This window comes from Streptomyces beijiangensis (assembly GCF_017315755.1).
Classification (GTDB): domain Bacteria; phylum Actinomycetota; class Actinomycetes; order Streptomycetales; family Streptomycetaceae; genus Streptomyces; species Streptomyces beijiangensis.
In genome coordinates this window covers 1-217 of the sequence record NZ_JAFLRJ010001678.1, presented here as the reverse complement: position 1 = coordinate 217, position 217 = coordinate 1, and the positions used below count along the sequence as shown (strand labels likewise).

Sequence of the window (217 nt, the reverse complement as noted above, 5' to 3'; positions counted from 1 at the left end):
CGTAGATGGTCCACGGGGCGAAGCCGAGCAGCGGGAGCGGTGCCCAGCAGATCGCCTCGGACCAGGGGTTCCACTTCTGGCGGACGGCGGTGGTGAGGTTGAAGTCCTCGCTGGAGTGGTGCGCCTGGTGGCCCGCCCAGCCGATCCGCACCCGGTGCGAGAAGCGGTGGTTGGTGTACCAGGCGAGGTCCACGACGACCAGCAGCAGGACCCAGCC

At 69.6% G+C, this 217-nt stretch carries 1 protein-coding gene; it reads right to left on the bottom strand.

All coding sequences use genetic code 11. From position 1 onward, the window contains the following. A partial coding sequence (locus J0695_RS43200; protein WP_206970254.1) for a sterol desaturase family protein occupies positions 1-217 on the bottom strand: 217 nt, incomplete at both ends.